This window comes from Hymenobacter montanus (assembly GCF_014699115.1).
Taxonomy (GTDB): domain Bacteria; phylum Bacteroidota; class Bacteroidia; order Cytophagales; family Hymenobacteraceae; genus Hymenobacter; species Hymenobacter montanus.
Genome location: NZ_JACXAD010000007.1, coordinates 220,979 through 227,700 on the forward strand (window position 1 = coordinate 220,979; position 6,722 = coordinate 227,700).

The window sequence follows — 6,722 nt, forward strand, 5'->3', positions numbered from 1 at the left end:
CAGGCCTGCACGGTGCATTTCAATTTCTTTCTTCACCTATTCCTTCCTTTTGCTTATGCGAGTTCATCGCTACGCTTTAGCCCTAAGTGGCCTGATGCTGGCTAATGCCGGTGCGTCGTTCGGCCAGGTTACGCCCCCGCCGCCTACCCCGCCGGGCGCCCTACCCACCCCGACCCCAGTGCCGGCGGGAGCCAACCCGGTACCCTCCGGTCAGCAAACGCCCTCGGCCCCCGTAGCCCCGGCGGCGGGCAGCGCGGCCACGCCCCCGCCCACCGAGTCGGTGCCTTACGGGGCGGGCATGAAGGTGAACATCTCGCCTGACGGCTCCAAGTACCTGCGCTTCATTACCTGGCACCAGATCTGGACGCGCTACACCGAGAACAACAGCAATACCGAGCGTGCCCCCGGCAAGCTGCAGACCGACCAGGTTGACTTCGCCATTCGGCGCTCGCGCCTCATTATCCTGGCGCAGCTGAACCCCCGCTTTCTGATTTACACCCACATCGGCATCAACAACCAGACGGCGGTGAACGGCGGCTTTGCGCCGGCCACGGATGCGAAAAAGCCGCAGCTGTTCATTCACGAAGCCGTGGTCGAATACAAGGTTAACAAGTACCTGAGCCTGGGCACCGGCCTGCACTACCAGAACGGCCTTTCGCGCCTGACGCGCGCCAGTACGCTCAACTTCCTGACGCTGGACGCGCCGCTTACCAACTGGCCCACGATTGAAGCCATCGATCAGTTTGCCCGGGGCATTGGGGCGTATGCCAAAGGCCGGATAAGCAAGCTTGACTACGCGTTTAGTGTGAACGAGTCAATGCTCACTAATCTGACCCTCACGCCACTCTCCCTGGGCGGAACCCCGGTTACTACGGGCACGGGCGCGGACCAGGTAACCACCAGTATCGGGAACAACACGGCTCAGTATAACCCCCAAGGTACCAACCACATCTACCAGGGCTACCTGAGCTGGGAGTTTCTCGAGCAAGAGTCGAACCTGCTGCCCTTCAATGTGGGCAGCTACCTGGGTACCAAGCGGGTATTCAACCTGGGGGGCGGCTTCTTTTATAACCACGACGGCATGTTCTCGCGCGACAACACCGTGGCCGTGCCCGGCGCTGCCTTCACCCCGGCCCAGATTGCGGCCATTCCCACGAGCAAGCACGACATCGGCCTGTGGTCGCTCGACGCCTTCTTCGATACGCCCATCAATAAGGAAACGGGCACCGCCTTCACGGTTTACGGGGTGTACTACAACTATAATATGGGCCCTAACCACGTGCGGTTCATTGGAGCCGCAAACCCCGGCTACGGCACCAACGCCCGCCGCGGCAACGCCGTGCCGCAGTCCGGTACGGGGCAGGCGGGCTTCGCCGAAGCGGGTTACCTACTGCCCAAAAGCCTGCTCGGCCCCAAGATGCGCGTGCAGCCCTACGCCTCGTACCTGTTGGCAGGCTACGAGGGCCTGCGCACCGCCGCCAACGAGCGCAAGAACGTGAACATTGTCGACGTGGGCGCCAACTTCTTCCTCGACGGGCACAACGCCAAGTTTACGCTCAACTACCGCCACCGGCCCGACTTCTCGCTGCCAGCGGGCACGCCCAGCACGGTAACGGCCCCTACCGACGTGGAATACCGCCCCGAAATCACGCTGCAAACCCAGATTTTCCTGTAGGCCGCGGCCCCGTTTCCTTATTTATCACCTCATTTCCGCTTTAATCATGGACCAAAGCATAGCCGCCGCCGGGTACGGCAGCTCGGTGGAAACGCCGATTGCCCACGACAACAACACCACGCCCACGAGTAAGATCTGGCAGGTGATTACCGCTTCCTCAGTGGGCACCGTTATCGAATGGTACGATTTCTACATCTTCGGCTCCTTGGCCACCATCATTGGGCCGGTGTTGTTCGGCTCGAAAGGTAAAATCGAGGATACCCTGCTCGGCGCGCTGGCCGTGTTTGGCGCCGGGTTCGTGGTGCGGCCGTTCGGGGCGGTGTTTTTTGGCCGCATCGGCGATATGATAGGCCGCAAGTACACGTTTCTGCTCACCCTGCTCATCATGGGCGGGGCTACGTTCGTCACCGGCCTGATTCCGAGCTACGACAAGATCGGGCTGGCGGCCCCGGCCATCGTGGTGGTGCTGCGCCTGTTGCAGGGCCTGGCCCTAGGTGGCGAGTACGGCGGCGCCACGACGTACGTGGCCGAATATTCGCCCGACAACCAGCGGGGGTATTATACCAGCTTTATCCAGATTACGGCCACGGCCGGCCTGTTTCTGTCGGTCCTCGTAATCCTGGCCACCCGCAAGGTCCTGGGCGAGGAGGCGTTCAAGGAGTACGGGTGGCGCATCCCCTTCCTGCTTTCGGGCGCGCTGATCGTGGCTTCCTACTACATCCGCCGCAGGCTGGCCGAGTCGCCGCTGTTTGCTAAAGCCAAGGCTGAAGGTAAAACCAGCACCAACCCGCTCCGCGAGTCGTTTGTGAATCCCGTTAACCGTCGCCTCGTGCTCATTGCTTTGTTTGGCGCGACCATGGGCCAGGGCGTGGTGTGGTACACCGGCCAGTTCTACGCCTACTCGTTCATGCTATCGACCCTGAAGATGAGCATCGTGGACGGCGCCATCGTGCTGTGCTCGGCCCTGGCCCTGGCCACGCCCTTCTTCGTGTATTTCGGCAGCCTCTCGGATCGGATTGGCCGGAAGAAGATCATTATGACGGGCCTGCTCTGCGGGGCGCTCTTCACGGTGCCGATTTTCCACGGCCTGAAGGCTTTCGCGGGCCCCCTGACTGAGAAAACCGCCGCCGTTCCGGCCACCGTCGACGCCGCGGGGGCCGCCGTGGCGGCCGTGCCGGCCGTCATGCAATCGGCCTCGCCGCAACTGCTGCCCATGATTCTGCTCACCTTCTGCCTGGTGCTGTTCGTGACCATGGCATACGGCCCCATTGCCGCGTACCTGGTGGAGCTGTTTCCCACCAAGGTGCGGTACACCTCGCTTTCGCTGCCCTACCACATCGGCAACGGCGTATTTGGCGGCTTTGTGCCCTTCATCGCGACTTCCCTCACGGTGTGGGCGGCGGCCCAGCCCGAGGGGACGTTCGTGAAGGACCACAGCAGCCTGATGGGCCTGGCTTACCCGGTAACCATTGCCCTATTGTGCTTCATCATTGGCTCGCTGTATATGAAGGACGTACGCAACGTGAAGCTCATGGACGAGCAGCCTGCCGCAGCGTAAGAGCGGCTCGCTTAACGAAGGAAAAGCCGCTGGCCCACCGGGTCGGCGGCTTTTCCATTAAATTGGAGGGCCTGCCCAGCGCTAAGACTAAGATGGGCCCGACTCCTACCTGCCAAGCCCGATTTTCCCATGCCGCCCCCGACCCCGCACTCCGAGCACGATGAGCCACGCCGGGCCCAGCGCCTCTTGTTTCTAGCCGGGCTATTCGGCGTCCTGCTCAACTTTCCGCTGCTGGCCGTGTTCGACCGCGACGGTCGGGTGGGCGGGGTGCCGGTGTTGTACTTATACGTGCTGTTGCTCTGGGGGCTGCTGGTAGCTCTCACCGGCTACCTGGTACGCGGTAGTAAAGAGTAAGTCAGGCCGCTACCGGGCGTCCGGGGCCCAGGTCGGGCTGAAGGGAGCCCAAGCCCGGACTTGCGCGGCCCTGGCGCAATCAGGAGAATATTTACGCATCAAGCCTCGGCGGCGCCAGTTGTTTCGTTGAGTCCGCATCAATCCATTAATTCACCCGGCCCGCATTCCTCACCCGCTCCATGTCCAAGCTGCTCGTCATTGGCTTTTCGCTCGGCTACCTGGCCTTGCTCTTCGGCGTCGCCTACGCCGCCGAGCGGCGCTCGGTGGCTCGGAAGAGCCTGGTGAGCAACCCGTACGTGTATGCCCTGAGCATGGCGGTGTACTGCACGGCCTGGACGTACTACGGCAGCGTGGGGCGGGCCGCGCACAATGGGCTCGAATTCGTGGGCATCTATCTGGGGCCCACGTTGCTGGCTCCGGCCTGGTGGCTGGTGCTGCGCAAAATTATCCGGGTGTGCCGGCAGCAGCGGCTCACCTCCATTGCCGATTTTATTTCGGCCCGCTACGGCAAGAGCGCCGCGCTGGGCGCCCTGGTTACGGGAGGCTGCGTGCTGGGTATCGTGCCCTATATCGCGCTGCAAATCAAGGCCATTGCGGCTTCTTTCGTGACGATGACGGGCAGCGGGGCCGGGGTGGGGGGAGCCGCCGCTACGGCCCTCTACACCACGGGCTTGCTGGCCGTGTTCACCATTTTTTTCGGGGTGCGCTCGGTGGAGGCCACCGAGCGGCACGAGGGCATTGTGCTGGCTGTGGCGGTGGAGAGCGTGCTCAAGCTGGTCGCGTTCCTGGTATTGGGCCTATTTGTCACCTTCGGCCTGTTTGCGGGCTTTAGCGACGTGTTCAACCAGGCGGCGGCGGTGCCGGCCCTGCGGCAGCTGTTCACGCTACGGGGTTCCGGCACTAGCGGCGCCGAGTGGTTTACGCTGCTGGTGCTGAGCATGTCGGCCATTCTGCTGCTGCCCCGCCAGTTCCAGGTGTCGGTGGTCGAAAACGTCGATGAGAACCACCTGCGGAAGGCCATGTGGCTGTTTCCGCTCTACCTCATCATCATCAACCTGTTTGTGCTGCCCGTGGCCTTCGGAGGCATGCTGCGCCTGGGCGGGCAGGGGCTCGACGCCGACACCTACGTGCTGGCCCTGCCCCTGGCCGCCGGGCACGCGGGGCTGGCCCTGTTCACCTACCTGGGCGGGGTGTCGGCCGCCAGCAGCATGATTATCGTCGAAACCATTGCCCTGAGCGTGATGATGAGCAACCACTTGCTCATGCCGCTGCTGGTTCGGGTGCCGGCGGCGCGGCCGGCTTTACAAACCCGCTGGTTTGCTTATCTGGGGCAGGTGGCCCTCGAAAGCCGCCGCTTGGCGGTCGTGGTCGTGCTGCTGTTGGCGTATGGCTACTACATGGGCGTGGGCAAGCAGCTGCCCCTGGTGAACACCGGCCTGGTGTCGTTCGCGGCGGTGGCGCAGTTCGTCCCGGCCGTGCTGGGGGGCTTGTACTGGAAGGGCGGTACCCGGCGCGGTGCCACGGCGGGCCTGCTGGCGGGGTTTGGGGTTTGGTTTTTTACGCTGGTGCTGCCCACGCTGGTGGGGCCGGGGCGGCTGCCGGCGGCCGTGCTCACCGAGGGCGTGGGCGGGGTGGCCTGGCTGCGGCCGTTTGCGCTGTTTGGGTTCGAAGGGCTCGACTACCTTTCGCACGGCCTGTTCTGGAGCTGGTTCTTTAACATTGGCCTTTACGTGGGGCTGTCGTTGGCCGGGCGGCCCTCGGCCCTGGAGCTGCGCCAAGCCGACGTCTTCGTCGACGTTTTCACGCGCCGCAGCCTGGCCGAGGAAGTAGCCGGCTGGCAGGGTAGTACGGCCTTTCCCGACGTGCGGGCCCTGTTGCTGGGCTTCCTCGGTAAAAAGCGCACCAACCAGGCCCTGCGCGCCTTCGCCATCCGCTTTCCTGACGCCGTGCTCCCAGAAAACCCAAGCCTGCCCCAGCTTCTCAACTCGCCCGGCCACCAGGCCAGCGTCGCCGACCCGCGCCTACTCACGTACGCTGAAAAGCTGCTGGCGGGCAGCCTCGGCCCGGCTTCGGCGCGCCTGCTGGTCGCTTCCGTGGCGGGGGCCGAGCAAATCAGCTACGACAACGTGGTCGGGATTCTGCGCGAAAGCCAGCAGCTGCTCGAAGCCAACCGCCAGCTGCAGAAGCAGTCGCGCCAGCTCCAACGCCTCACCGACGAGTTACGGGGCGCTTACGACCAGCTCCAGGCCCTGGACCAGCGCAAGGACGAGTTTCTGTACACCGTCACCCACGAGCTGCGCACGCCCCTGACCAGCATCCGCGCCCTGGCCGAGATTCTGGCCGACAACCCCGAGCTGGAGGAGGCCGAGCGCCAGCGCTTCCAGCTGACCATCGCGCGCGAAGCGGAACGCCTCACCCGCCTGATTTCGCTGGTGCTGGATTTGGAAAAATTCGAATCCGGCCAGGCTACTTTGGAACGGGTGGCCATTCCGGTGCCTGAGCTGCTGGACGAAGCCGTGGATGCCGTGGGCCAGTTGCTGCGCGACAAGCACCTGACGCTGACTCTGGCCGTGCCGCCCGGCCTGCCGGCCCTGCCCGGCGACCGCGACCGGCTTATGCAGGTACTGGTCAACCTGTTATCCAATGCCATTAAAGCCTGCCGGGCCGATGGTTCCGGCCGGATCCGCCTGCAGGTAACCGGCGCGGCGCCGTCTCGCCCGCCGGTCCTTACCCTCACCGTGGCTGACAATGGCAAAGGCATACCCCTGGCCGAGCAGGAGCACATCTTCGAAAAGTTCTTTCAGGCTCGCCACCAAACCACCCGCAAGCCCGAGGGAACGGGTTTGGGCCTGGCCATCACCAAAAAAATCGTCGAGGTACACCACGGCCGCCTCTGGGTAGAAAGCCAGCCCGGGCAGGGGGCCACGTTCTTCGTGGAGCTGCCGCTCGCCGCGCCCGAAGACTCGTCCATCACCGAGGTAACCGAAATAATCCAAGCCGCTGACCCCGTTGAGCACCAAGCACCATAAAAAGGCCGAACCACCCAGCCAATCCCCAATCCCCAATCCCCAATCCCCAATCCCCAATCCCCAATCCCCAATCCCCAATCCCCAATCCCCAATCCCCAATCCCCAA

At 63.7% G+C, this 6,722-nt stretch carries 4 protein-coding genes; all 4 read left to right on the forward strand.

Annotated elements, in window-relative coordinates; all coding sequences use genetic code 11:
• The first annotated feature begins 55 nt into the window (after window positions 1-55).
• The 4 genes from IC235_RS08650 to IC235_RS08665 all read left to right on the forward strand — a co-directional run bounded on the left by IC235_RS08650 (window position 56) and on the right by IC235_RS08665 (window position 6,616).
• Entirely contained in the window at window positions 56-1,675 is a 1,620-nt protein-coding gene (locus IC235_RS08650; protein ID WP_191004774.1) for a hypothetical protein, read from the forward strand.
• Window positions 1,676-1,721: 46 nt separating this feature from the next.
• Complete coding sequence (locus IC235_RS08655) at window positions 1,722-3,233, forward strand: MFS transporter (protein WP_191004775.1); 1,512 nt, start codon at window positions 1,722-1,724, stop codon at window positions 3,231-3,233.
• A 129-nt stretch (window positions 3,234-3,362) separates the two neighbouring features.
• The gene (locus IC235_RS08660; RefSeq protein WP_191004776.1) at window positions 3,363-3,587 is read left to right on the forward strand and encodes a hypothetical protein; all 225 of its coding nucleotides are present in this window, start codon (window positions 3,363-3,365) and stop codon (window positions 3,585-3,587) included.
• A gap of 179 nt (window positions 3,588-3,766) precedes the next feature.
• On the forward strand, window positions 3,767-6,616 hold the full coding sequence (locus IC235_RS08665) for a sensor histidine kinase (RefSeq protein ID WP_191004777.1): 2,850 nt from the start codon (window positions 3,767-3,769) through the stop codon (window positions 6,614-6,616).
• The last annotated feature ends 106 nt before the right edge of the window (window positions 6,617-6,722 follow it).